This window comes from Shewanella aquimarina, assembly GCF_023349185.1.
GTDB lineage: Bacteria > Pseudomonadota > Gammaproteobacteria > Enterobacterales > Shewanellaceae > Shewanella > Shewanella aquimarina.
In genome coordinates, this window is sequence record NZ_JAKIKY010000011.1 from 64,206 (window position 1) to 90,679 (window position 26,474).

Below are 26,474 nucleotides of genomic sequence, written 5' to 3' on the forward strand. Positions count from 1 at the left end.
TATGCAACGCGGGCACCTTCGCCATAAAAATTCGGCGGCGGATCGTACCATATAAAATAGCATCGGGCAGTGATTTATGCCGTTAACATACGATTCTTTGCTTAAGATTTAAGCCAACCCGCCGCCTGCTCGGTAACCAGGTCTGCTAGCAATTGCATATGAGCCTCATCGTCGTTCAGACAAGGGATGAAATGATAGGCCTCCCCGCCCGCCTCGATAAAGCTCTCTTTGCCGCCAATCGAGATCTCTTCAAGCGTCTCTAAACAATCTACCGCGAAGGCCGGGCAGAGAATATCCACTCGTTTAACCCCTTGGCTTGGCAGGCTCTCAAGCAGGGCGTCGGTTGCTGGCGTCAGCCACTCCTCTTTACCAAATTTCGATTGGAAACAGAGGCGCCACTGTGATTCAGATAATCCTAATGCCTCGGCCAATAGCTGGGCCGTTTGTTGGCACTGTGCCTGATAAGGGTCACCCTCGGTCACATAACGCAGCGGCACACCATGAAAGGACATTAATAGGCAATCGCCCTGTCCCTTTTCTTGCCAATGACGCCGCACAGAGTCAGCCAATGCCGCAATATAGGCTGGATGGTTAAAATATTCTTTACTAAAGCGCGTCTCGGGATAGTTACGACGTTGCTTGTAATCGCTGGCGATGGCATCAAATACCGGTGCCACTGTCGAGCAGGAATATTGTGGATATAGAGGGAGCACCACCAGGCGCTCGACGCCCTTGGTCAGCAGCTTATCGATACCCGCAGACAACGAAGGATTGCCATAACTCATCCCCAACTCAACCGGAATATCACGACCATGACGCGCTTTAAGTATCTCGCTTAGCGCCTCACGTTGACGCTCGCTGATCACCATCAGCGGCGAGCCTTCTGGCCACCAGATAGACTCATAGAGCTTGGCCACCGCCTTGGGACGAGTATTTAAGATGATGCCATTGAGTATGGGTTTCCAGATCCAGGGGCTTAAGTCGACCACGCGCGGGTCGCTGAGAAACTGTTTCAGGAACTGCCTAACATCTTTAGGGGTTGGCGTATCTGGCGTGCCGAGATTAACCAGCAAGACACCAAGTTTGGCGGGAGATAAGTTGTGGACTTTGTTCAAGAATTACTCTACTCATATTCTCTGACAAGGATAGCGATAGGCTAGCACCCACCCTGACATAAAAAAAGCCCACCTAGGTGGGCTTTTTCAAATATGAGAAGCAGCTCATTAAAGAAGCCGGCTTAGCCAATCGCCTTAACGATAGCCTCGCTCACGTCGCCAACACTCTGAGTGCCGTCGAACTTGTTGTAGGTCAGCTTGCCTTGCTCGGCAACTTTACCATAGTACTCAACCAGAGGCTTAGTCTGCTCATGGTAGATGCCAAGACGCTTACGCACTGTGCTCTCTTCGTCATCGGGACGAATCGCCAGTTCTTCGCCAGTCACATCATCTTTGCCCTCCACTTTAGGTGGGTTATAAACGATGTGATAAACACGGCCAGAACCTGGATGAACACGACGACCACTCATACGCTTAACGATCTCTTCGTCTGGCACATCAATTTCAATCACGTGATCGATATCGATACCGCTAGCCGCCATCGCATCGGCCTGAGGAATGGTGCGAGGGAAACCGTCAAGCAGGAAACCCTTGGCGCAATCGTCCTGGGCGATACGCTCTTTAACCAGTCCAATAATCAGCTCATCAGAAACCAACTGTCCTGCATCCATCACTTTCTTCGCTTCGAGACCCAGAGGCGTTCCCGCTTTAACGGCTGCACGGAGCATGTCGCCCGTAGAAATTTGTGGCACGCCGTATTTTTCCATGATGAATTGGGCTTGAGTACCTTTACCGGCACCTGGGGCACCTAATAGCATAATGCGCATCTGAGAGTCCTCTTATTTCGCATAGATTTGATTATTAGTTTTATCATTGGGCGGCGATCTTCGCACAAATGGCCGTCCATTTGAAGGGCTGTATGGCCAGTTTTAATTCGACTTTAGGCTGATACCACACATACCACCTTATAAAGCATAGAGGCCAGCATATATCACTGACATACTGGCCCAGTGCAGAGATGCCTTAGTAGAGCAAGGTGTATAATTTGCGGCGATATTGATTGGCCACGGCATGCCCTTGACCCAGTGCGGTAAGGATCTCCATGAAAAGCTGCTTAATCTCACCCTGGTGAGCCTGCAGATCTGTCTTTAATACCAGATACAGTCGCTCGAGCGCCTCCTCGTCACGCTTGGCACTGTGTAGCGCCTTGGCAAGTGACAAGAGCTTGGCATAATCGCTGGGATTTTGTTCAACCTCTTCCAGCAGGCCTCTTATCTCGGGCGTATCGGCGGCGTCCAGCGCCAGCGAAAGCTTCGCCTTGAGGCTCTGATAGTAGGCGTCTTGGTCGGCGAGACCTATAGCGTCAAGCAGCACCTTGGCCTGATTGATGTCGGCAACGGCGAGCAGCGCATCGGCATATACCAAAGAGACTTCTGCCGTCTGACACTCCTGATAGGCTTGTTTTAACAGTGGCAGTGCCCCTTCGGCATCGCCCTGAGCAAGTTGTACCTTGGCTTGATTAAGGGCGACTTGCCAAGCCTTGGGCAGATGCTGGTCGAGTAACGCCTCGATCTGCGCCGCCTCCTGCAGGCCGGCAAAGCCATCGACCGGTTTACCCTCTTTTAATACCAAAGTGGTCGGCAGGCTCTGGATCTGAAAATAGTTGGCTATCTCCATCTCCTGATCGCAGTTGACCTTGGCCAGTACGAAACGCCCCTCCGCCGCGATCTGGGTCAGCGTCTGCATCAGCTGCAGGCTCTCTGGGCTCTGCTGGCTCCAGAAGGCCATGACAACCACCTGCTGCATGGAGGCGTCGACCACCTGCTGAATGTTTTCTTTAGTTAAATCCAATACCGAATCCATAATGTCTCTTTACCTGAGAGTGCTCTTTACTTTAAGAGTGTCTCTTTATCTGAGAGCGCATGCCTCATTTACTGAGTTAGCGATAAGTAGATAACATAAGAGGCAGTCAAACTGCCTCTTACTTACTCTAGCTTAGATTTATTTTAAGCTGGCTAACAACATCTTGTTCATCAGTTTGATGAAGGCAGACGGGTCGGCCAGGCTGCCTTTCTCAGACAGTTGTGCCTGCTGCAGCAAGAGCTCGGCCCACTGACCAAATAGCGCTTCATCTTGCTCGCTATCCAGACGCTTCACCAGTGGATGCTCGGGGTTGAGCTCAAACACAGGCTTGCTTTCTGGTACGGCCTGACCGGCGGCTTGCATCAGCTTGATCATCTGCGATGACATTTCGCCGGCGCCAGCGACCACACAGGCTGGGGTATCGGTGAGACGACTGGTCACCTTAACCTCGGCCACCTTATCACCCAGTACCTCTTTAACGCGCTTCACTAAACCTTCAGATTCAGTCTCCAGCTTCTCCTGCGCCTCTTTCTCGGCGGCGTCTTCCAGCTCGCCAAGTTCCAGGTCACCACGGGTCACTGAGTGCAGCTGCTTGCCGTCAAACTCGGTAAGATGGTTGATCAACCATTCGTCGATACGCTCTGACATCAAGAGCACCTCGATGCCTTTCTTACGCAGCAACTCGAGATGCGGGCTGTTTGCCGCCGCTTCATGGCTATCGGCAACGATGTAGTAGATCTTGCTCTGACCTTCCTTCATGCGCTCAACATAGTCGCTCAATGATACGGTATGAGCCGCCTCATTGGTGTGAGTCGAGGCAAAGCGCAGCAGACCGGCGATCTTCTCCTTGTTGGCGAAATCTTCCGCCGGACCTTCTTTCAATACCTGACCAAACTCGGCCCAGAAGGTTTGATACTTCTCGGGATCGTTCTTAGCCAGTTTCTCTAGCATGCCCAGTACGCGCTTGGTCACAGCTGTGCGCAGCGCCGTGGTGATCTTGTTATCTTGCAAGATCTCACGCGACACGTTTAGCGGTAGATCGTTAGAGTCGATAAGACCCTGCACGAAACGCAGGTAGCTTGGCATAAACTGCTCGGCGTCATCCATCACGAATACACGCTGAACGAAGAGCTTGAGGCCATGTTTACGGTCACGGTTCCACAGATCCCAAGGTGCCTTCGATGGTATGTACAGCAGGCTGGTGTACTCCTGCTTACCCTCAACACGGTTGTGGCTCCACAGTAGCGGGTCGGTAAAATCGTGAGAGATATGCTTATAGAACTCTTGATACTCTTCGTCGCTGACATCGCTCTTGTTGCGGGTCCACAGCGCGGTAGCCTTGTTCATCGCCTGCCAGTGACCTTCGGTCGCTGGAATGGCTTCACCGCCCTCCTCACTCGCTTCCTGTGCTGGCGTGCCTTCTTGCCACATCTCTACCGGTACCGAGATATGATCTGAGTATTTGGTGATGATAGAACGCAGACGATAATCGCTGGCAAACTCTTTCTCTTCTTCACGAAGGTGTAGGATGATCTCTGTACCGCGACTCTCTTTGACGATATTTTCGACGGTGAATTCGCCCTCACCGGCCGATTCCCACTGCACCGCCTCATCGGCCGCGTGACCGGCGGCGCGAGTGCGCACCGTGACCTTGTCGGCGACGATGAAGGCCGAGTAGAAGCCCACACCAAACTGACCGATCAGCTGTGAGTCTTTAGACTCATCACCCGATAGATTCTTAAAAAATTCCGCGGTGCCCGATTTGGCAATGGTACCCAGGTGTTCGATCACGCCATCGCGTGTCATACCGATACCATTATCTTCGATGGTCACTGTGCCCTTCTCGCTATCGGCACTGACACGCACGCGCAGCTCACCATCGCCTTCATAAAGCTCATCTTTTGTCAGAGCTTCGTAGCGAAGTTTATCGGCCGCATCGGCGGCGTTAGAGACCAATTCACGCAAGAAAATCTCTTTATTGGAATATAAAGAGTGGATCATCAAATTTAGGAGTTGTTTGACTTCTGTTTGAAAGCCATGGGTTTCTTGATGTGACATGGATGTTTCCTTCTCTATTTCACAAAAACGCTTATGGCAATAGAGATGGGGCTGGATTTTGACTTTTCAAGCCAAAAACAAGCAAAGGCGTTTATTTGCTCAAAAAAAATCCAGTTCATGATGAACTGGATTTTTTTTGAGCTTAATGAGCCCTATAACGGGATGCGTCCATTAAAGGAGAGCGCCAGCGTGGTGCTGTCGACATACTCGAGCTCACCGCCCACTGGCACACCATGAGCGATACGGCTCACCTTGATCTCATGCTGCTTGGCCATATCGGCGATAAAGTGCGCCGTGGCGTCCCCTTCCACCGTCGGGTTGGTGGCTAGGATAAGTTCGCTTACCTCACCACTGGCCAGGTGAGTCTCGAGCAGACTCAAGCCCAGCTCGTCCGGCCCCACACCATCGAGCGGTGACAGATGCCCTAAGAGCACAAAATAACGCCCCGAGAAATGACCACCGGCTTCGATCGCCAATACATCGGCGGGCGTCTCGACCACACAGATCAAATCTGAGTTACCACGACGACTACTGGCGCAGATAGGACACAGGCTCTCTTCGGTGAAGGTACGACAGCTGCTGCAGTGCCCCACATCACTCATGGCGCTCGACAGCGCCTGGGCCAGCTTATGACCCGCCTTACGGTCGCGCTCTAACAATTGAAACGCCATGCGCTGTGCCGACTTGGGGCCAACCCCGGGCAAGCAGCGTAGCGACTGGATCAACTCGTCGACCAGGGGACTAAATTTCATATTTAGAAAGGCATCTTCATGCCAGGTGGCAACTGCATGCCGCCTGTGACTTCTGCCATCTTCTCTTTCTGACTCTCTTCGACACGACGCGCCGCATCGTTGCAAGCTGCCGCGATCAGATCTTCAAGCATCTCTTTGTCATCTTCTAGCAGGCTTGGGTCGATCTCGACCTTACGTACACTGTGAGAGCCTGTCATAGTGACTTTAACAAGACCTGCGCCGGCTTCACCGGTCACTTCCATGCGTGCGATCTCTTCTTGCACCTTAGCCATCTTGTCTTGCATCATCTGGGCCTGTTTCATCAGGTTGCCCATACCGCCTTTTCCAAACATATCGAGTTCTCTTCAATATTAAAAAAACTGGCTAATCTTACTGAATTAGCACCAATAAGCAATCAAAGCTGATCACCAATCTTAAAACTTATGACCTGCGAGCCCTTTCGTCGCACTCAGCGGGCTCATCGCACTAGGCTCATTACAGCTGGCTCGCCGTGAGAGTGCATTACAGCTAACTCACAACACTAATGACTCGTTCTAGCGACAGACTCAGCTGACAACTAACGAGAGTTAAGACTCTTCAATAGCCACAAAGTTCGACTTATCGATAAGTGCAATCGTCTGACCCCGCTTACCCAGTAGTTCGGGCAGATAAGTTAAACTGTCTGGCTCCATCTCGGCCTGCATCATCTGGGTCAACCACCGAATGTTTTCATCCTGCAATAACCCCTGATGAGCCTGCTCAAGCAGTTCACGATGAAAACGCTGACGGATCTCCAGCGGCGTCTCGCGCTCAGGCTCGACCCCGACGCTAAACTCAACCTGGCAACTGCCGCCCAGCGCCTTTGATAGCGCATCTTCCAGCTGACTGATAGCGCCTGGTGCCGCCAAGTGCTTCTGATTGGGTTTGAGCACCAGAGGCAGCGGCTCATTAAAGGCCTTACACACGGCATTGACCGCCAGCTGCCTTACCCGGCCGCCTATCTCCAGGGCCGACATCAAACGATACCACTTAAGATCCGTATCGTGCCCTGTGATCTCATCGGCCACAAAGGCCACCCGGGTCGTCTGACTGACGGGCTGAGTTACCGCTGAAGATGCAGAAGATTCCTGCGCTGCAGGACTCTGGACGGGATGATTGCCGATAGCAGCGCTTTCATTTGTACCTTGGTCATCCGAGCTTTGGTCCTCCAAACTGAGATCATCCAAGCCTTGTTGAGTCTGAGCAGCGGCATCAGCGCGGGCGTGTGACTCAGATTGAGTATCAACTTGCCCAGCAAGATTAGGCGCTTCATTGCTTGGCGCGATCATCACCTGCTGGCTTGGCTCAGGTGATTCCCAAGGCGGCCTGTCTTCATCATTTAGGTACGCAGTAGGTTTCTGCGCAGAATTATCATTCTGCGTCTCAGGCGCTTTCGTCTCAGGCGCTTTCGTCCCATGCTCAGTCTTCCCAGCCTCAGTCATACCTGCATCAGTCGTCACAGCCGTGTTCGAGACAGCTTCTACGCTCAGGGCTGCTTGCTCTGGCCGTTTGGGCGGCACATAAGGCGCTGCGCCAAACTGATTATCTTCGCCAGCCTGCTGCTCACTACTTGGCTGAGCCTGGTTAGCCCCAGGCTTTTTAGCGCCGACTAGGGGCTTTTTTGATGCGCTCTCCTTAGCCGCGTCCTCCTTAGCCGCATCTTCCTCAAGATCGCTAAGCAGACTCTGACGCGCATTCAGCACGGCGTCGAGCAGATCATCTTCTAACAGGTTGGGCGTGGTTTCTTCACTCGCCGATGCTGTACCGGTGGCCATGCCGCCATGGGGGGCATTTTCACTTACCGGAGCGCTAATAGTCTGGGCACTGTTGTCAGCCTGCGTTGTCGCCTCAGAGGAAGAAATATCGCCAGACGCCGGATTATCCTGTCCCTGCTGATAGGCAAGATAGGCTTCATAGTCGCTTGGGTCGCCAGACTCATCTTCATCTGAGCTGAAATAGAGATCATCGTAAAAACTGCCACTCTCGTCTGCTGACGAACTGGCTTGCTCGGCTATTGAAGCTGTTTGCTCGACGCTTTCTGCAGGCGTTTGAATCTCGCTAGGCAGAGCCGCTTCATCGCCTTGTGCTATCGCAGCACTCGTCGACGCATCCACTTTAGACTCGGCAGATGCTTCGCTTACGGGATTTTTATTTGCCGAGCTTGTTTCTTGCGAGCTCGGCTCAGGACTAGATTCAGGCTCAGGGCTGTGCCCTTGGCTTTGGGCCTGGCTCAAGATCAGCTGCTGCTCGGCAAACAGCTCGAGTGCGCCCTCATCCTCTTCAAGCGCATCCTTTTCTGTCGAATCAGCTTCAACTAAATCCACTGCAACTAAATTCGCTTCAAATGGGCCGTCAGTATCGCTTAACTTGTTCGTGTGCTCTGCAGTTGACGTTTGCGCATCGTCTCGGGACAACATTGCCGCATTTGCTTCACAGCTGGCCTCAACCTTAGCTTTTTCTTCAACCTCGGCTTCCACTTCGATCTGACTATTTGGCACAGACTCAGCAGGTTTCACCGACTTAACTGTTCCATCTGGCCTAGCAGAGGTTGGCGCAACATCTTCACCCTTGCCCTGTTCTGGTAAAAGAGTGTCTGGCAAGAGGATCTCGCTACCTGCCTCGCCCATCCAGCGCTGCACGGGTGCCTCGGGCACAAAGGCGATGGCGCGCAGCAGCGCCATCTCGAGACCGGATTTAGGATCTGGCGCATGGGGCAAATCCTGGCGACCATTTAGCAATAGTTGATAATAGAGCTGTACCTGCTCGGATCTCAGCTGTTTGGCGAAGACCTTGATCTGCTCGGCATATTGAGATAGCTGAGCGGCACTCGGCGCAAATTGGGTCAAGGTGATCTGATGCAGCAGTTCCAGCAGGCTACGCAGCACCTCATGGGGATCGGCGCCAAAGGATAGCACCTCCCCAGTGACCGTCAGCAACTTGTCGACATCACCATCGCACAGAGCCTTGAGCAAGACGATCACATGATGCTCATCTATGGTCCCCAGCATGGTCTGAACCTGGGCAAGCCTCACCTGACCGGCCCCGAAGGCGATCGCCTGATCCGTTAAGCTCAAGGCATCACGCATACTGCCGTTGGCGGCCTTGGCGAGTAGTTTTACCGCGCCATCGTCATACCCCACCTGCTCCTGAGATAGGATGTGACCAAGCTGCACACAGATCTCATCGAGCGTCAGGCTCTTAAGATTAAATTGCAGACAGCGTGAGAGTACAGTTACCGGCAGACGCTGGGGGTCTGTGGTCGCCAGCAGGAATTTAACATGTTCCGGCGGCTCTTCCAGCGTCTTCAACAGCGCATTGAAGCTGCTACGGGAAAGCATGTGCACTTCATCGATCAGATACACCTTGAAGCGGCCGCGTGTGGGGCGATACTGAACGTTGTCCAGTAACTCGCGGGTGTCGTCGACCTTAGTGCGCGACGCCGCATCCACCTCGATAAGATCCACAAAACGACCCTGGGCGATCTCGACACAGCTGGCACATTGGCCACAGGGCGAGGCCGTTACCCCTTGCTCACAGTTCAGTCCCTTGGCAAATAGCCTGGCCAGACTCGTCTTACCCACCCCTCGGGTACCGGTAAACAGGTAAGCATGATGTAGGCGATTTTGCGATAAAGCATTGGTAAGGGCATGTAGCACATGTGACTGACCGACGACTTGCTCAAATGTTGCAGGGCGCCATTTTCTGGCTAACACCTGATATGACATGAAACTCCCCAAGGTTGGTAACTATTACGAAGCACACTTCATTAATCAGCAAACAATAACATGCCAAGGTCCATCTCGCTAGCAAGCTAAGCGCTTAGCGCGCCTTAATTTATCTTTGTTAAGCCAGCTTGCTTCATGTTTAACCTATCACCCGCTTTGCCAGCCATTTAAAGGCCGATTTCTAAGCCATCTTGAGCCACTCTTTAGTCAGTCTTTAGCGAGTTAACAGGGCAATGCTCGCCTTCTCCCACGCCATCAATCCCATGGGGTAGACAGCAGGTTCACATATCTCATCGGCCTAACATCACAGAGGCCCTGATAGCAAAATGCCGCGGCATAGCCACCGCACTTATATGATCGACATGAGTGATCAATTAGACGGTATTACTCGCCTTCGAACTCACATAGTGTCATCAATGAGAGGCCCATCTCGGCAAGACGATGCTCGCCGCCAAGCTCTGGCAGAGAAATCACAAACGCCGCATGCTCAACCTCGCCGCCTAGCTGACGGATAAGCTTTACTGTCGCTTCGATAGTGCCGCCAGTGGCAAGCAGATCGTCGACCACCAAAACCTTATCGCCCGGCTTAATGGCATCCGTGTGGATCTCCAGCATGTCATGGCCATATTCCAGCTCATAACTCTCAGAGATAGTTTCACGCGGCAGTTTACCTGGCTTACGTACAGGCACGAAACCGACGCCAAGCTCTAACGCCAGAGGCGCGCCGAAAAGGAAACCACGTGCCTCGGTGCCCACCACTTTGGTCACACCAAGATCTTTATAGCGCTCAACAAACAGGGCAATCGTCGCCTGATAGGCCGCTGGGTCTTCCATTAAACTGGTTACATCGCGAAACATGATCCCTGGTTTCGGATAATCTGGAATTGTCTTAATGCTCTGCTTGATCAAGGCTAACTTGTCTGTATTCATTACTACCATCTTTTTCGTTTGAGCCCTTAAAAAGGACAAACTGGCCATAGGGCCAGTTTTGACTAGAATTTTCGGCTAAAGCTTAAGCTCCTTTGGTATGGGTTGCAACAGCGAATGTCACAAAGCTTAACCAAACTCACCGCCAAGGTTCACAACCTAAGTTCACAATCAGTCATCTAATTCGGGAATTTGCCTAAGGTAAAGCAGCAAGCCTGTCAGCATGGCCAGCAGCATCAACTTCACCCACAGCAGCGGCACCAAGATGATACTCACGCTAAAACTTAAACAGGTGGCGATATAGGCCTTGCGCTTCAAGCCGCGGCGAATGGCACGCTCGTTGTGCCAGTTCTGCAGCGCATCGGCAAACCAGGGGTGGGTCATCAGCCAGGCATGGAGACGTTCACTCGAGCGGGCAAAACAGAAGGCCGCTAGCAAAATAAAAGGCACAGTCGGCAAAAGCGGAACGGCGATGCCTAGCAGGCCCAAAAACAGACTGCTAAGGCCTATGAGTAAATAGAAGCCCCGCTTGATGACCATGAATTCCTCGCATAAAAAAACCACTCATAAATGAGTGGTTAGTATACCTGAGTTCGCTCGTTAGGCTAGATGCTTAAGAGATCAGGTTTAGGTGTTTCAACCATGACAGGGTAGCTGGCAGCGTAGGCAACATCATTACCAGCAAGAAACCAAGAAAATAAACAAAATTAAACGGGTCTTTAAACGGCTGACTCATACTTTCCTCACTCATGATTGACAACTTTTATTGATCTAGATCAATTTTCGCCGCCATTATAGAGACAAGCCAGCACGATAGAAAGGACTAATTTGGACAAATTTTATCTCGCGGCGACCACTATCCCCCGCTCGGCCATATCCGCTAGCAGCTGCCTACAGCCTTCCACAATCTGCTGCCTGGGCATCTGCTGGTAGAGCTGGGTTAACCAGTCACACAAGGCCGTAAAGCCCACACCATCTTGTTGACCTATGTAGGCAAGTACCTGAGCGGTAAGCGGATTAAGCTGCAAGAAACACACTTCATCACTGCTATCCCGATAGAGGCAGAAAAAGTTCGGCTGCTCACTGGGCAGCTCGGGACGATAGTCTGGGCTGATGCGCTGCACCTCAAAATGATATTGCGCCACACGGGCGGCCAGGCTTAACGCCAGCGGACGCGCTTCTATGCTTTGTGCATCCAGGCGCTGGGACTGTCTATCATCGGGTGCCGTGGCAACCACCAGCTCCAACCATTCGTAGTGAGCCAGCTCGAGCATGAAGGCCGGGTCTTGCTCGCTCATCTGATATTCGTTTTGCAAGAACAGCAAAAACTCCTGGGCAATCTCGATGAAAATCGGCGTCTGGCAGTCGTGTGTGGCAAAAAACCGCTGAACGAGCGCCTGCCAGGTCTCTTCCTCATACAGGGAGCAGAGCACGGGAAAGCCGCTGGCGACAAAGCCCTTCACATTGTTAAAAAACAGCTCGCGATAGATCCCCATGCGTCTGGCATCTGTCCCCTGCGGCAGGGGCGATGAGGGATCTTTGATGTAATCGATGAACGACTGTTGAACTTGGGTAAAACTCATTTAGGCACTCCGGTGACTGGGCTGCAATGCCTGGGCCTGATAGTCGTGTATCCTATTGATCTCTTTTAGCAACTCTGCGGTGGCGGGAATATTAAAGTCGCGCTCGAGCAAGGTTGGAAACACGCCGTGGGTCTGATAGCAAAGCGCTAACAAGCGCCAGACGGGATCGATAACATCGCTGCCATGGGTATCAACCTTAAGATCCTCCGCCTCATCGTAATGACCGGCAATATGCAGGTAGGCGATGCGTTCACTGGGCATGGCCTTCAGGAAGGCCTCGGCATCATATTGATGATTAATCGAATTAACATAGATGTTATTCACATCCAGCAGCAGTCGACAATCCGCCTCTTCCAGCACGGCATTGACAAACTCGCATTCACTCATCTCGCTACCGGGCGCGGCGTAGAAAGAGACATTTTCCAAGATGAAGGGGCGCTCAAGAATGTCCTGAACCTGCTCAATTCGCTTAGCAACATGACGCACCGCCTCATGGGTAAAGGGGATAGGCATCAAGTCATACAGATGGCCCTTGCCCGAGCAGTAACTTAGGTGCTCCGAATAGATATCGATACCATGATGGTCGAGAAAGGTTTTAACCTGCTTAACGAAACGCGTATCTAGGGGCTCCGGACTACCGATAGAGAGCGACAGCCCGTGGCAGAAAAACTTGTGCTTCTCTGTTAACTGCCTAAATTGACGGCCAAATTTACCGCCAAGTGTCATCCAGTTCTCAGGCGCCACCTCGAAAAAATCGATGGCACTTGGAACCGACTGGCAAAATTCATTGAGCATCTCTCGGCGCAGGCCCAGGCCCACCTTTGCTTGTGTCATCATCACCTTACCTCTAGTGAATAAATGGACTCGTTTGCCCCTGGCTAAAAAGAATTAGGCCAGTAAAAACTGGCCTAATCGACATGGGAAAATCCCTTAAGGCCTATTACTTATGGCCGCCACACTTGCCTTCTTTACCTTTCTTCATTCCTTCGCCACACTTGCCCTCTTTGGCCTTCATGTTCTCGCCACACTTACCTTCTTTGGCTTTCATGTTCTCGCCGCACTTACCCTCTTTCTGAGCCTTCATCTGAGCGCCGCACTTACCTTCACCACACTTACCTTCTTTGGCGCCTTTCTTCATACCTTCGCCACATTTACCCTCTTTGGCTTTCATGTTCTCGCCGCACTTCCCTTCTTTGGCGCCTTTCTTCATGTTCTCGCCGCACTTGCCTTCGCCACACTTACCTTCGCCATCGGCGATCTGGTAACCAGCTTGCATTTCACTGTAACCAAACGGATTAGCTTGAGCCTGCGCCGCAAACGCGCTACCAACAAACACAGTGCCTAACGCTACAGCAACAGCAGTATTCTTAACTAATTTCATAATCTCTTCCTTTGTTGATCTCTTATATGCAATGGTTTGCCAACATCAGTGCGTTGCTGGCTCGGATAATATGACCCGGCCCCCTAGCTTTTTATTTCAAAAAACTTATCAGGCATCACATTTATGACCCAAATTATGTGTTAGCGCAAGCATCTAAACAGCAGTAATCGATTGATCTCACGTCTTTATTGACTAAAAATCGATAAGCCAGTCATAGATAACAAAAGATGCTCGCATCTGACTCATAAGTTTGGCTGGGCACAGCCGTTATCCCCACCCCTTCCCGCACGCACACAGGCTTTGTATATGCCAGGCGCTTGACGTAGAATAAGCGCCCTTTTACCCGGCCTGGCAATGCAGTACTGAAGCAGTACGTACACCATGGCCAACAGGTTCACCATTTAGGCCCCGCGCCTTGAATTAATGAGAAAACGAGAATCATGCGTGTCATATTAGCCCCGATGGAAGGCGTCGCCGACGCCCCGATGCGAGCCCTGCTAACCAGCGTTGGCGGCTATGACATGGTGATCAGCGAATTTATTCGCGTTGTCGATCAGCTACTGCCTGAAAAAGTCTTCTACCGACTCTGCGCCGAACTGAAATATCAATGTAAAACCGCCTCCGGCACTCCGGTACGCCTGCAACTGCTGGGACAGGAACCCAACTGGATGGCCGAAAATGCCATTCGCGCCGTCGAGCTGGGTTCTCGCGGCGTGGATCTTAACTATGGCTGCCCGGCACCTATGGTTAATCGCAGTAAAGGCGGCGCCGCACTATTAAAGGAGCCGGAGACCATCTACCGGGTGACCCAGGCCGTCAGGCAAGCGGTGCCCAGGGACAAACCCGTGTCGGCCAAGATCCGTCTGGGGTGGGATGACAAGAGCCGCTGCACCGAAATCGCCCAGGCCATCGAAGCGGCCGGCGCCACCGAGCTCACGGTACACGCCCGCACTAAAGAGGAGGCCTATCGGCCACCGGCCCACTGGGAATATATAGCGCAGATCAAATCGGTGACCTCCCTGCCCATCATCGCCAATGGTGAGATCTGGGGCAGAGAAGATTACCTCAAATGCCGCGAGGCCAGCGGCTGTGATGATGTCATGCTAGGACGCGGCGCCCTGACCATTCCTAACCTGGCCCACGTGGTTAAAGGTAATCAGTCACCCATGCCTTGGACTGAGGTTTTGGCGCTACTGCTGCAGTATTCGGAGTTTGAGATCGTCAGCGAGAAAGAGAAATACTATCCGGCGCGTATCAAACAGTGGCTCAGGTTTATCGCCCGTCACTATGAGGAGGGCGAAGCCCTGTTCCGTCAGGTGCGTGTACTGAAAGATACCCAGAGTATCTTATCCCTGCTGCGCGGCAGCTAACACTCACCTTATGCCCTTCTGTCGCGTCTGCTAACCCTCCCTAACGTAAGGCGCGACAAAAAACTAGCCCAGTCTCGCCTTAACTGGTCTGATCTTTACATCCCTAAATGAGATTCACCATAAAAGTCACCGACTTTTGATCTTAGTCATAGCTAAGACGCCCAAGCGGTTTAGACTGATTATCTAAGAATATCAACTAGGCAATGATTTGTGAGCAGATCCCATATCAGACATGAACTGTCGGTGCTTGAAGCGAATCTCAGGAAAGAGTTAGGTACCCTGCTGGCATTACATCAAATAACGCTCGATACCCAGCAGCTTTCGCTGACCTCATTAATAGACGAGATGACCTCAGCCAAATTGGCCGACGAACCGCTATTTATCAAGCTGACCCAACTCGATGCAGCCCTATGCCAGCTCGACCTTGGACTCTATGGCCTATGTTCAGACTGCGAGGCCGATATCGAAGCCGAGCGGCTCAACGCCAACCCGCTTGAACAGCGCTGCACCCAGTGCGCCGCCGATTACTCCCACGAGCATAGACACGAGCTCAGGCTTACCCACTAGCCACACCTTTATTAGCGGCCTGCTTTGTCATCGAGCAGCTCGCTTAGCCACGTCAGTCATCGATGGCCAAACCAAAAGCATTACGTCAAACATAAAAAAAGCCTCCTGAATCAGGAGGCTTCTATCGTTAAGTCACAGGGAGGGTGAATAACGATTTAGAACTTCTGTGTATAAGAGGCTGTGTAAGTTCGACCATACAAGTTATACAGCGCTGAATCGTATGCTAAGTTGGAATCCAATACTGGATCTTCGTTAGTTAAGTTGCGAATACCCAACGCAAACTTACCACTCCACGGCGCCATATAGTTATAGCTTAGGTCAAAGGTAGTTTGAGAAGGTAGACTACCAATCTCTTCAAACGTTGTAGGATCTGTGGTTTCCGCCTGACCAGCAATATGTTGGGTCAATAATGACACCCCATGGTCGCCATAGGTCCAATCAATTACCCATGTGAAGCGATAATCAGGCAAACCATTACGTCCAACCATATTGTTTACAGGACCATCAAAGTACTCTTCATCTTCATAGGTAAGAACATAGGTCAAATCAAAACTTGAGCCAAAGTCACCAATTGACGTTTCAATTGGGGCTAAGGACAAGTTGAAGTCAATACCCGACGTATCGAAGCCATTACCGTTAACCAGTGGTGTGGTCGCTTCGAGAATCTTACCGTCTGGACTGTCACCGGCACGAATAATTTCACCTCGAGATAGATTGCCGTAACCGACTTTTGCTTCTTCTCTTAACAGCGAATCTAGAGATACGAAGGTGATCACATCATCAATTGATAAGCTGTAGTACTCAACTTTAGTGCTTAAGCTGTCTGTGATGTTCCAGATAACACCCACGTTGTAAAAATCTGACGTCTCAGGGCCAAGATCTTCATTTGCTGTGCGAGTCACGTCATATTGAGTCGAACGACAATCGGAAGGTGCAGTGCCCTGCAACTCACAATAATGATAGTCTGTCGCATAATCAGCACTGAAAGAGTCCGCTGCATACAAATCTGATAGTGCAGGCGCCCTAAAACCTTGTCCCCAAGAACCACGTATAACCAGGTTATCTAATGCTTGATAACGTAGTGCGACTTTCGGTGTGGTCGCGGTACCGAAGTCTGAGTAATTATCGTAACGGAAAGCAAGGTTCAGCTCTAAATCATCGGTAATAGGCAAAATAGATTCACCAAACAACGCGAATACATCACGATCACCACCCGAACCGTTACCTGAAGAACCAATAACCTCCCCAGCTGCTGATTCTGCATCTACCTTAGACTTGTACTTATACTGCATAAATTCAGAACCGAAGTACCAACCCACTAATCCACCGGGTAGCTCTAACGCTTCAAAGTTTATGCCTGCATTAACGCTTTGAAACTCCATGATATCTTGAGCTAGTGTATCGTGTGAAATAGCCGCTACAACATCGGCACTATTGCCTTCAGGGCCAAAATTAAACTCACCGCTCTTCACCAACGCTTCCACTGTTGGACGGTGAACATAACCCGTACCATAGTTGCTGTTTTCCGCTAGGTTATAGTGATAGGTAAAATCCCAACCAAAGCTATTGTGTTCGCCAACTAAACCAAGCTGAATATCCGTGCTGTAGTCAATCGTCGTAGAATCACGTGTACCCACATCAGTGAAACGATAGTAAACTCGACCGGCATTTTCATTTTTAGTGGTATTAATATAGTTGCCATCGGCATCATAGTTCTGAACGTCTAGCTGACCTGCGTCAACGTTAAACCAACCTGCAGCAGGTGCGTAACGACCAAAGGTTTCGTTGCGGCTAAATAGGCCTTGACCTTCGAAACGGATCTCATCAGAGATCTCGTAATCTGCAGTAACATAACCCGCGGTATACTGACGAGCGGCGTGATCTGCTGCTTCAGAGGTATAGTCATAACCGCAGATAAAGTCACCATCACCATAATCATAAACATGACCGCCACCGACCATTTTTTCGTTGTCACAAGCAGCCATCGGCTTGAACTGGAATGTAGTCATATCCAGGAAGTTACGAGCGTAGGCTGATACCCCTGTAGTATCGGCATACTTATCGGCTAACACGTTAGTAGAGCTTGAAAACCAACGATCACGTTGATAGATAATCTCTCGATTTTGGTGCTCAAATGAGAACGTTAAACTTCCTTTGTCGCTCGTGGTTCCACCAACAACGTGTGCTTTCCATTCCTCACCACCAGGTTGATCTGGACTAGTACCTGTTGCCGAAACCTCGAGACCTTCAAAGCCTTTTTTCAAAATAATATTGACTACGCCAGCAACCGCGTCCGAACCATAAACAGCGGAGGCTCCATCGGTAAGCACTTCAATACGTTCAATCGCTGCCGTAGGGATTGTATTAAGGTTTACAGCAGTCCCCCCCATAGTCGGTGAACCCGGCATACGTTTACCGTTTAGCAGCACCAAGGTGCGATCAGCTCCAGCACCGCGAAGAGAGATGTTGGCCTGACTCTGCCAGGTACTACCTGATGATTCAGAAAACGAACCGAAAGTGTTTAAGTTACTACGGCGCAATACGTCAGCAATTGACATCTCACCTGTCTTCTCAATATCGGCCACACTGATCGTAGTTACCGGAGAAGAACCTTCCATATCAGTTCTTTTAATACGCGAGCCAGTGACTTCGATGCGTTCAACTTTATCGCTTTGCTCTTCAGCAATTGCGATACCAGAAAATGCAATGCTAGATGTCGCGGCGGCAAATAAGCCTACGCGAACCGCTTTTGCTGTTAAGGTCAAAGAGTTCATATGTTTCCCTCACAATACGAAATCAGACAATCTGAGTTTCGATCATTAATTTATTTTTTATTTTTAAAATAAGAAGAATGCCCTTCAGTGAAGATATTGTGAAAAAAGATAAAATAAGTCAACGCAGTTAACACGAAAATAACCACAATGATAAACATTGATACAACTCGATAATAAAAAACGATAACCATTGCCTGCCAAAAACGAACCATACATTTGATTTTCAACGAGTTATTATGACAACCAAGGTTATCAGAAAATGTAAAAATGAAAAAACAATCAGACGATACAAATTAATACGTCTGTGCCAAATATGTTTAATAGCTTAGCGAAAGATCAATTAAATATAAAAAACAACTACAAAAGTAACAATGTAAAATAATGTATCTGGACGGTAAGAAAGGGTAAATAACAATTTTAACAACAAAAACATTAAAACTTATCTATTACACACCTTAACCTTTATCTTAAAAATAAATTAAAAAGTCACAGAATTAGAAAGAACTGACATTCAGGATATTTGACTAAACAAAATGCGAAAATACAGAAGTGATAAAGACCAAATGATGTCTCACTCGGTCTTAAATATGTTAAAGGGCAATTTTTGCGAAATAAATAGCGCAAGTACCTTCGTGGGAGGAGTAATTGCTCAGCATTAATGTATCATCTTTCAGCACGACACCTGCGTAGCTGGTATCGCCACCCGAGGGTAGAGTCAATAGCTCCTCTATCTGAGCCGTTTGCCGATCGATCGCTACAAGAGAGGTGCGCACTCTGTCGTCATACAGGCGTACCACGCCATAGAGCTTACCCTGATAGAGAAAAGTAACAGGTCCCCCCACGCGACAATTTGTCACTTGCCAACACCACTGGGTATAAGGAGGCGCTGACTCACCCAGTAATGCACGCTCATCGGTCTGCCAAAGCGGATCCCGGCGCAGCAGACAGATGGCCTTATCATGCTCATCGAACACTAGGCCGGACTCATTCACATAACCCGCCTGACTCAGCTTTTCCACCAGGGGCTGAAAATCCCTGTCTGCATTACTTTTATATAGCGCCGCATAGCCATCATGTTCGTGACACAAATAGGCGATGCCATACAAGTGCCCCTTGTGCGGCGTGATGCGCCATAACCACTCTTTCTCTTTCACCAGCGCCTTGGGAGCGGACCAATGCTCACCATCGTGGGATTGCCAGCAGTAAGAGCGCATGCCCTCGCCCTTCCCCTCATGCATAGCGCCGCCACCAAACAGCAGTAATCTGTCATTGTAGGCCACCAACTTACCATCTCTTAGATCGGCAAAGTCGACATCGACAAGGGCGACACTCTGCCAGTTTTGCCCCTCGTTATCGGATCTAAGGATCCGCAGTGCACCGTCTGGCGACACATGGGCACTGGCCTGACGAAATACGCAATACAACTTGTTTTTAAAACGCACCAGATCCGTAAAGGCGTTGTGGGGCGAAGCGTCCCAAATCTTGGCTACTGAGATTAGTTTCATGTGTTTCTCCGCACATTGATTGCATTAATGATGGCCGACTAAAATGATGGCCGAATAAGGTTCGTGACTCAAGCCAAGACACAGTTAAAAACAGTCTATAACCAATGGCTAAGGTCTGGCTCTGCGCAAGCACCACTACCAACATGACTAGGTCTGTTGATCTTTCGCGTTCATTTTTGCTGCATTCTGTATCGCTTTTATACAAGGCAGAGCGATTGTCATGTAGTGCACTACATCAATGAGCGATAACGCAGCAGAAAAATGATACAGACATAAAAAAGCCTCACTCTCAAAAGAGTAAGGCTTTCTTGATACATGGGCTAATCGGCTTAACCTAGCTTCTCTGGCGCGGCGTCTTACCGGCTGTAGTCTTATGCTTACGCACGGCGCGGCGGATCTTAGCGCTCTTCACCTTGGCGCGGGCCACACTGTGTTTGTCTGTGCCCAGCAGGGTGCGGGTTTCTTCATCTAGGCCGGCCAGCTTACGCAGATAGTTTACCTGCTCTATCGGCAGCTCGACCCAGCCGCCACGAGGCAGTGACTTGGGCAGATCTATCATACCGTAGCGAATACGAATCAGACGGCTCACCTGGACTTCTTGAGATTCCCACAGACGACGAACCTCACGATTACGACCTTCGGCCAGCGACACATGCCACCACTTGTTCATGCCCTCGCCACCGGCTGGCTTTATCTTATCGAAATGCGCCGGGCCATCTTCCAGGGTCACGCCGGTGCGCAGACGCTGAATACAGGCGTCGGTCACCTCACCAAAGGTACGAACAGCGTATTCACGCTCCACCTCATGGGACGGGTGCATCAGGCGGTTAGCCAGTTCACCGTCAGAGGTAAACAGCAACAGGCCTGAGGTGTTGATATCCAGACGTCCCACCGCAACCCAGCGTGAGTCGCGGGTCTTAGGTAAACGGTCGAATACCGTCGGGCGCCCTTCGGGATCTTTGCGGCTGCAGATCTCCCCTTCAGGCTTGTGATAGGCGATCACACGGCAAACCAAGTCATCCTCAGACTTGATCGATACCGTACGGCCATCGATACGCACCTTGGCATCGGCCTCGATACGATCGCCAAGTTTGGCAATTTCACCGTCTATACTAACTCGACCTGCAGCAATCCATGCCTCCATCTCACGACGGGAGCCATGGCCTGCACGGGCCAAGACTTTCTGCAATTTTTCACTCATTAGTAGACTCTTCATCGGTTTTAGGCGCTGTATTGTCAGGGGCCGACTCGACCACCTGTGTTTGTCCAAACAGCGCCGCTAGTGACTCGGCATCGGATAAGGGAGGAAGGTCCGCAATCCTGTCCAAGCCAAAATAGGCTAAAAATTCATTTGTGGTCGCATAGAGTGCGGGCCTGCCCGGCACCTCTTTATGACCGATTATCTTAATCCAGTGTCTATCGGATAGACTCTTTATGATATGACTTCCCACCGCCACACCACGAACAAACTCTATATCGGCACGAGTAACCGGCTGACGATAGGCGATCACCGCCAGCGTCTCCAGCGTCGCTCGCGAATAGCGCGGCGCCTTCTCCTGCCACAGTGGCTGCAGATAGGGACTCAAGGTCTCGATGGACTGAAAACGATAGCCGCCCGCCACCTTGACTAACTCTATGCCGCGCCCCTGATAATCTTGCTGCAACTCCTCAATGGCGGCCTTAACCTTGGCGCGGGAGACGCTAAAGTTTGCCAGCACACTTTCATTTAAGTGCTTGATAGAGACAGTCCTAGCCATCACAAACAGACTGGCTTCAATCAGCTGTTTGAGCTGATCCGGATTTATTTGCAGTTTCTTACTCGACAATCAATAGGCCCTAACATGTATGGTCGACAGCGGCTGCGCCTGGATCAGATCGACCAAAAGCTCTTTCACCAGCTCCATCAGCGCAAGAAAGCTCACCACCACGCCAGCTCGCCCCTCAGAAACATCAAATAGCTGCTCAAAAGGCACATAGGACTTGCCTTCTAGCATAGCCAATATTTGCGTCATGCGTTCCCGTGTCGACAGCTGCTCGCGTCTCACATGGTGATGCTCAGTGGCCTCGACCCGTTTTAACACGGCCGCGAAGGCACCGGCTAACTCCACCAACGACACTGACGGCGGCACCAACACAGGCTTGATATCCGGCGCTGGTAGCACCTTGGCCTGAAACACATCCCGCTCGAGTCGCGGCAAGGCATCTAGCCTTTGCTGCGCATCTTTAATCACCTCGTAGGCCTTAAGCTGTCTGATCAGCTGGGCTCGTGGGTCCGCCTCATCTTCCTCTTCAAGCTCGGGCCTTGGTAACAAGAGACGCGACTTTATCTCGGCCAGGGTCGCGGCCATCACCAGATAGTCGGCGGCCAGTTCTACCCGAGCGCCTTGCAAGAGTTCAATGTATTCAAGATATTGATCCGTTACCGGCGCAATGGCCATCTCAACAATATCCAGCTTCTGCTTGCGGATAAGATAGAGCAGCAGATCCAGCGGCCCTTCGAAAGACTCGAGAAATACCTCCAGCGCCTCGGGCGGAATGAAGAGATCCGCCGGCAGTTCTCTGACGGGTTCGCCCCTGACCAGGGCCAAAGGTAAACTTTGCTGAGTCCCCTGCATCCGCTCTCCAAGTCACCCGGCAGGTATCACCCTGCCGGAAGCTAAAGGTATAACTAACTAAATCCGTAACTTAAATGGTGAGGACCTGCACCGTTCGACGGCGGATAATCATCCAGCCAAGGCGAGGCTAATCGACACCAAACGCGCGATTATACCTGCAAATTTGGCCAATAGACAGGGCTTTAGCCAAACTGGCTAACATCACCGACGCCTTCACGTAGAATCTCGATATCGCCCTCAGACAGATCGATAACCGTGGTAGGTTTCTCACCCAGATAACCGCCATGAATAATCACATCCACCTGATGCTCAAGGATGTCGCGAATGTGCTCGGGATCTGACTCGGCAAACTCTTCACCCGGTAGGATAAGACTGGTGGACATCAGCGGCGCATCGAGCGCTTCCAGAAGCGCCAAAGCAATCACATTGTCCGGCACGCGAATACCGATTGTCTTCTTCTTCGGGTTTTGCAGGCGCTTAGGTACCTCTTTGGTCGCCTTGAAGATGAAGGTGTATGGCCCAGGTGTGTTGTGCTTCAGCACGCGGTAAGCCTGATTGTCCACCCTGGCATAGGTCGCCAGCTCGGACTGGTCACGCACCATCAAGGAAAAGTTATGATCGTTCTCTATCTGACGAATACGCACTATGCGGGTCATCGCGTCTTTCTCGCCCAGCAGGCAACCTAAGGCATAGCCAGAGTCTGTGGGATAGACCACCACCCCACCCTGCTTGATCACATTCACCGCCTGATTAATCAGGCGAACCTGAGGATTTTCCTCATGTACATAAAAAAATTGACTCATGGGTTTACCATCCAATTATCCATTTGCCACACCCAATCGACTCCTTGGGGTTGGAACATATTTTTACCTAACTCGAGCCAGCTGCCGGGGAAATGGAAATCGCTTCCCAGGGAGGCGTATAGTTCGTTAAGCCGACTCAAGGCAATTAAATTGTTACGATCGTCCAGGGTCTGCTGACCCAACACCACTTCCATGGCATCGCCACCAGCGGCCTTAAACTCACGCACCAGGCGCTTTAGCCACTTGGCCGACAGCTTGTAACCGCTGGGATGCGCCAATACGGCAACGCCGCCCGCCTCATGAATGATCGCGATAGCGGTTTCCATATCGGACCAATTGTTGGGCACATAGCCAGTCTTGCCCCGCGCCAGATACTTCTTGAATACCGCGGCCGCATTGGGGGCATAGCCGTTATCGGCTAACCAGCGGGCATAATGGCCGCGACTCAGGGCGGCGCCTTCGGCTAACGCCTTGGCGCCCTCATAGGCACCGCTGATCCCGGCCTTCTCAAGACGCACACCAATCTCCATCGCCCGCGCCTCACGCAAGGCTCGCTGCTCGGTCAAGAAGGCATCCAGCCCCTGATGTTCGGGGTCGATATTGAGCGCAACGATATGAATATCGAAGTTATTCCAACGAGTGGAGATTTCGCAGCCGTTAATCAGGGTCAAAGGCTCGGCTTGACCCTCGTTGAAGCTATGGGCTTCCTTGAGGCCGGCTAAGGTATCGTGATCGGTAATGGCCAACATCTGCACCCCATTATCCAGGGCTCTGGCCACTAATTCAGACGGGGTTAACTGGCCGTCGGATGCCGTGGTGTGGCTGTGAAGATCGATTAAACGCGTTTCATCTGTCATCCCTTTATTCTACTCGACTTTGTTATTAGAAACATCTAATTGGATGAAATTGGACGAAATTGCATGGGAATCGTTAAATCTTATCGGCATTTGATGCAGATTGTGATCTCAAGATGATAAATACGCCAAATAGAAAAATATTCAATTGACAAGGCCACAGAGGGGATGCTTTTATATAGCCATCAAAAAGATTTTACTTTCACATGAGTTAAGTACTGAAATGACGATACAGCAATTCAACAACATCAACTGGTGGTGGCACTTCCCAACTTAGCGGGTGGTGTGAATTTCTGTGCTCATGTAAAAGAGACAAGATTTAAACAAAAAGCCCGCATTCGATGCGGGCTTTTTGCATTTAATCGCCTAATTTTATTAATAGATTTATACACGACTAACCCAAACAAACAATCGAGTTAGTCCACTACCGGCAAGTAGGAGCGCAAATATGGGGCAAGAGTTTCTGGCCAGCGTCAACACCATAAAGGAGCGGATCACCTATCATGACGATCCTCTCCAGCTGTATCAGCACCTGACGCAAGATGCGGCACACACCATGTTGCTGGAATCGGCTGAGATAGACAGTAAGGATCACCTCAAAAGCATCATCATGACCCACGCAGCCCTGGCCATACGTTGTGAAGGTTATCAGCTCAGCTTCACCGCGCTGAGCGACAATGGTCAGGCGCTACTCGGCCCCATTGCCTGCTTCTTCGGCAGCGACGAGCATCAACTCGAAGGCAAGACCTTAACCCTTACCCTGCAAAAGGATGCGGGCCTACTGGATGAAGATGCCAGATTAAAGTCGACCTCGCCCCTAGATGGCCTGCGCAGCCTGATAAAACATATCGACATGGGCGATGATGCCCAGTTTGAGAGCCTGTTTCTCGGCGGCGTGCTGGCGTTCGATCTTATCGACACGGTAGAGCCGCTGCCCAAGGTGAGCCAAAGCGCCAATACCTGCCCCGACTATCTCTTCTATCTGGCGGAAACCCTTATTCTGGTGGATCACCAAACCCGCAGCGCCGACATCATCAGCCATGATTTTACCCAGCAGACCGATGTTAAGACATCATCAGTCGCGGCGACACTGGCCGAGCGGCGCGCCCAGCTCAGCCAAGCCTGCGGCTCGCTACCTGAGGTAGCGCCACTATCTCCTGTCGATTGCGAAGCCGAGGTCAATGTTTCCGATGATGAGTTTAAGAGCATAGTGACAGATCTTAAGTCCCACATCGTCGCCGGCGATATCTTTCAGGTGGTGCCATCGCGCAGCTTCAGCCTTCCCTGCCCGAGCTCACTGGGCGCCTACCGCGCCCTCAGAGAAACCAATCCCAGTCCCTACATGTTCTACTTCAGAGGCGATGACTTTACCCTGTTTGGCGCCTCGCCAGAGAGCGCCCTCAAATATGAGGCCAGCACCAATCAGGTGGAGATCTACCCCATCGCCGGCACCCGCAAACGCGGCAAGACGGCGAGCGGCGACATCGACTTCGATCTCGACAGCCGCATCGAGCTGGAACTGCGCCTGGATAAGAAAGAGCTGTCTGAACACCTGATGTTGGTGGACTTGGCCCGCAACGATGTGGCCCGCATCAGCCAGAGCGGCACCCGCAAGGTGGCCGAGCTGCTGAAAGTGGATCGCTACTCCCACGTGATGCACCTGGTCAGCCGGGTCACCGGCCAGCTTAGAAGCGACCTCGATGCCCTGCACGCCTATCAGGCCTGCATGAACATGGGCACCCTAACCGGCGCCCCTAAGGTTAGCGCGGCACAGCTTATTCGCGGCGCCGAAAAGACCCGCCGTGGCAGCTATGGCGGAGCCGTGGGCTACCTCAATGGCCTTGGCGACATGGACACCTGCATAGTGATCCGCTCCGCCTTCGTAAAAGAGGGCACGGCCCATATTCAAGCCGGCGCAGGCGTGGTGTATGACTCAGATCCCCAGGCCGAAGCCGACGAGACCCGTCAGAAGGCCCAGGCGGTCATATCAGCCATCAAGATGGGAGGCGGACAATGAAGCTCTACCTACTGGATAATTTCGACTCTTTTACCTACAACCTGGTGGATCAGTTCCGCAGCCTGGGCTTCGAGGTGGTGATCTACCGCAACGACTTAGATGCCCAGTTTATTGCAGACAAGCTACTGCAAGAGCAAGGCAAGGCAGCGCTGGTATTATCCCCCGGCCCGGGAGCCCCCCATGAGGCGGGCTGCCTGATGGCACTCATCGGTTTGTTAGCTGGCAAGGTGCCCATGCTGGGGATCTGTTTAGGCCACCAGGCGATGATCGAACACTTCGGCGGTAAGGTGGAGCGCGCCAAGCAGGTGGTTCATGGCAAGGCTAGCCCAACCGAACATAACGGCCAGGGGATATTTGCCGGCCTACCCTCGCCGCTGCCGGTAGCCCGATACCACAGCCTGGTAGCGACACAGGTGCCCGACTGCCTCGAGGTGATCGCCACCACAGAGGAGATGCCCATGGCCATCTCCCACAAGAGCGTCAAGGCGGTAGGCTTTCAGTTCCATCCCGAGTCTATCTTGACCACACTCGGCAGCCAGTTGCTGACCCAGACATTGACCTACCTGACCCAAGATGCCCAATTTAGCAGCGGCCAAGGAGTATAGTA

23 protein-coding genes are annotated in these 26,474 nt (G+C 51.4%); 4 read left to right on the plus strand and 19 right to left on the minus strand.

Annotation, left to right across the window (positions count from 1 at the left end; genetic code table 11):
- Positions 1 to 101 precede the first annotated feature (101 nt).
- From hemH to L2731_RS14145, 12 genes are all read right to left on the minus strand, one after another.
- Positions 102 to 1,115 carry a ferrochelatase gene (hemH, locus tag L2731_RS14090; RefSeq protein ID WP_239850848.1) on the minus strand — a complete coding sequence of 338 codons (1,014 nt, stop codon included), beginning with the start codon at positions 1,113 to 1,115 and terminating at the stop codon, positions 102 to 104.
- 122 nt (positions 1,116 to 1,237) lie between these two features.
- A complete protein-coding gene (gene adk, locus L2731_RS14095; protein ID WP_041511022.1) occupies positions 1,238 to 1,882 on the minus strand; it encodes an adenylate kinase in 645 nt (214 codons plus the stop codon).
- 196 nt (positions 1,883 to 2,078) lie between these two features.
- Positions 2,079 to 2,918 (minus strand): co-chaperone YbbN, encoded by an 840-nt coding sequence (locus tag L2731_RS14100; RefSeq protein ID WP_249253780.1) that lies wholly within the window; start codon positions 2,916 to 2,918, stop codon positions 2,079 to 2,081.
- 138 nt (positions 2,919 to 3,056) lie between these two features.
- On the minus strand, positions 3,057 to 4,976 hold the full coding sequence (gene htpG / locus L2731_RS14105) for a molecular chaperone HtpG (protein ID WP_041511020.1): 1,920 nt from the start codon (positions 4,974 to 4,976) through the stop codon (positions 3,057 to 3,059).
- A gap of 152 nt (positions 4,977 to 5,128) precedes the next feature.
- Complete coding sequence (gene recR, locus L2731_RS14110; protein ID WP_041511019.1) at positions 5,129 to 5,728, minus strand: recombination mediator RecR; 600 nt, start codon at positions 5,726 to 5,728, stop codon at positions 5,129 to 5,131.
- Between the two features lie 2 nt (positions 5,729 to 5,730).
- Positions 5,731 to 6,060 (minus strand): YbaB/EbfC family nucleoid-associated protein, encoded by a 330-nt coding sequence (locus L2731_RS14115; RefSeq protein WP_011866032.1) that lies wholly within the window; start codon positions 6,058 to 6,060, stop codon positions 5,731 to 5,733.
- Positions 6,061 to 6,294: 234 nt separating this feature from the next.
- Positions 6,295 to 9,471 carry a DNA polymerase III subunit gamma/tau gene (gene dnaX, locus L2731_RS14120; protein ID WP_249253782.1) on the minus strand — a complete coding sequence of 1,059 codons (3,177 nt, stop codon included), beginning with the start codon at positions 9,469 to 9,471 and terminating at the stop codon, positions 6,295 to 6,297.
- Between the two features lie 384 nt (positions 9,472 to 9,855).
- The gene (gene apt / locus L2731_RS14125; RefSeq protein WP_083764354.1) at positions 9,856 to 10,410 is read right to left on the minus strand and encodes an adenine phosphoribosyltransferase; all 555 of its coding nucleotides are present in this window, start codon (positions 10,408 to 10,410) and stop codon (positions 9,856 to 9,858) included.
- A gap of 159 nt (positions 10,411 to 10,569) precedes the next feature.
- Positions 10,570 to 10,938: a YbaN family protein gene (locus L2731_RS14130; protein WP_239850854.1), complete on the minus strand. Its 369-nt coding sequence runs from the start codon at positions 10,936 to 10,938 to the stop codon at positions 10,570 to 10,572.
- 299 nt (positions 10,939 to 11,237) lie between these two features.
- Positions 11,238 to 11,981 (minus strand): HvfC family RiPP maturation protein, encoded by a 744-nt coding sequence (locus L2731_RS14135; protein WP_239850855.1) that lies wholly within the window; start codon positions 11,979 to 11,981, stop codon positions 11,238 to 11,240.
- A complete protein-coding gene (locus L2731_RS14140) occupies positions 11,982 to 12,818 on the minus strand; it encodes an HvfB family MNIO-type RiPP peptide maturase (protein ID WP_249253784.1) in 837 nt (278 codons plus the stop codon).
- Positions 12,819 to 12,921: 103 nt separating this feature from the next.
- Positions 12,922 to 13,362 carry an HvfA family oxazolone/thioamide-modified RiPP metallophore gene (locus tag L2731_RS14145; RefSeq protein ID WP_249253786.1) on the minus strand — a complete coding sequence of 147 codons (441 nt, stop codon included), beginning with the start codon at positions 13,360 to 13,362 and terminating at the stop codon, positions 12,922 to 12,924.
- Between the two features lie 440 nt (positions 13,363 to 13,802).
- Here L2731_RS14145 and dusC point away from each other — a divergent pair, with 440 nt between their 5' ends.
- Entirely contained in the window at positions 13,803 to 14,732 is a 930-nt protein-coding gene (gene dusC, locus L2731_RS14150; protein WP_249253788.1) for a tRNA dihydrouridine(16) synthase DusC, read from the plus strand.
- A gap of 210 nt (positions 14,733 to 14,942) precedes the next feature.
- Entirely contained in the window at positions 14,943 to 15,299 is a 357-nt protein-coding gene (locus L2731_RS14155; RefSeq protein WP_041511011.1) for a TraR/DksA family transcriptional regulator, read from the plus strand.
- Positions 15,300 to 15,454: 155 nt separating this feature from the next.
- Here L2731_RS14155 and L2731_RS14160 read toward each other — a convergent pair whose 3' ends face one another.
- The 7 genes from L2731_RS14160 to rnm form a co-directional block, all read right to left on the minus strand.
- Positions 15,455 to 18,073: a TonB-dependent receptor plug domain-containing protein gene (locus tag L2731_RS14160; RefSeq protein ID WP_249253790.1), complete on the minus strand. Its 2,619-nt coding sequence runs from the start codon at positions 18,071 to 18,073 to the stop codon at positions 15,455 to 15,457.
- A 590-nt stretch (positions 18,074 to 18,663) separates the two neighbouring features.
- On the minus strand, positions 18,664 to 19,578 hold the full coding sequence (locus tag L2731_RS14165; RefSeq protein ID WP_249253792.1) for a sialidase family protein: 915 nt from the start codon (positions 19,576 to 19,578) through the stop codon (positions 18,664 to 18,666).
- A gap of 334 nt (positions 19,579 to 19,912) precedes the next feature.
- Positions 19,913 to 20,779: a 23S rRNA pseudouridine(2605) synthase RluB gene (rluB, locus tag L2731_RS14170; RefSeq protein ID WP_041511006.1), complete on the minus strand. Its 867-nt coding sequence runs from the start codon at positions 20,777 to 20,779 to the stop codon at positions 19,913 to 19,915.
- Complete coding sequence (scpB, locus tag L2731_RS14175; protein ID WP_249253906.1) at positions 20,772 to 21,389, minus strand: SMC-Scp complex subunit ScpB; 618 nt, start codon at positions 21,387 to 21,389, stop codon at positions 20,772 to 20,774. Before scpB ends, rluB begins: the two co-directional genes overlap by 8 nt.
- A 15-nt stretch (positions 21,390 to 21,404) precedes the next feature.
- The gene (locus L2731_RS14180) at positions 21,405 to 22,193 is read right to left on the minus strand and encodes a segregation and condensation protein A (protein WP_041511005.1); all 789 of its coding nucleotides are present in this window, start codon (positions 22,191 to 22,193) and stop codon (positions 21,405 to 21,407) included.
- A gap of 182 nt (positions 22,194 to 22,375) precedes the next feature.
- Positions 22,376 to 22,996: an L-threonylcarbamoyladenylate synthase gene (locus tag L2731_RS14185; RefSeq protein ID WP_249253794.1), complete on the minus strand. Its 621-nt coding sequence runs from the start codon at positions 22,994 to 22,996 to the stop codon at positions 22,376 to 22,378.
- Positions 22,993 to 23,853 (minus strand): RNase RNM, encoded by an 861-nt coding sequence (gene rnm, locus L2731_RS14190; protein ID WP_249253796.1) that lies wholly within the window; start codon positions 23,851 to 23,853, stop codon positions 22,993 to 22,995. Before rnm ends, L2731_RS14185 begins: the two co-directional genes overlap by 4 nt.
- Before the next feature lie 445 nt (positions 23,854 to 24,298).
- Here rnm and L2731_RS14195 point away from each other — a divergent pair, with 445 nt between their 5' ends.
- Complete coding sequence (locus L2731_RS14195) at positions 24,299 to 25,867, plus strand: anthranilate synthase component 1 (protein WP_249253798.1); 1,569 nt, start codon at positions 24,299 to 24,301, stop codon at positions 25,865 to 25,867.
- Positions 25,864 to 26,472 carry an aminodeoxychorismate/anthranilate synthase component II gene (locus L2731_RS14200; RefSeq protein ID WP_249253800.1) on the plus strand — a complete coding sequence of 203 codons (609 nt, stop codon included), beginning with the start codon at positions 25,864 to 25,866 and terminating at the stop codon, positions 26,470 to 26,472. The genes L2731_RS14195 and L2731_RS14200 overlap by 4 nt, the downstream gene beginning before the upstream one ends.
- The last annotated feature ends 2 nt before the right edge of the window (positions 26,473 to 26,474 follow it).